General features: G+C 68.9%; 1 protein-coding gene. It reads right to left on the bottom strand.

The features are described from left to right. Positions 1 to 225: hypothetical protein (locus tag FNJ47_RS49315; protein ID WP_163163909.1), on the bottom strand; the 225-nt coding region annotated here is incomplete at both ends.

The following is a 225-nucleotide window of genomic DNA, read 5'->3' as shown; positions in this document are numbered from 1 at the left end:
TAAGTGACGGGCTGCCCCCCAGGCGTCGCGGTGCCTGTACTCGCCCCGGCACCCACACCGACATTGCCCCCCGACGGCACATTGTGCGCGTGGCCTGCGGCCTGCCCCTCGCTGTGGATCAGGACCTCGCCGCCGGCTGCCGTGCCGTTCAAATCCCACAGCTGCGGCTGATCGGAGACATTGCTCGGATCGGACACGTTCACCAGGCCCGGGAGCGCTATCTGC

The organism is Bradyrhizobium uaiense (assembly GCF_010811875.1).
In the GTDB taxonomy this organism is placed as follows: domain Bacteria; phylum Pseudomonadota; class Alphaproteobacteria; order Rhizobiales; family Xanthobacteraceae; genus Bradyrhizobium; species Bradyrhizobium uaiense.
Note: the sequence above shows the minus strand (reverse complement) of the source record. Positions and strands in the feature narration are given on the sequence as shown.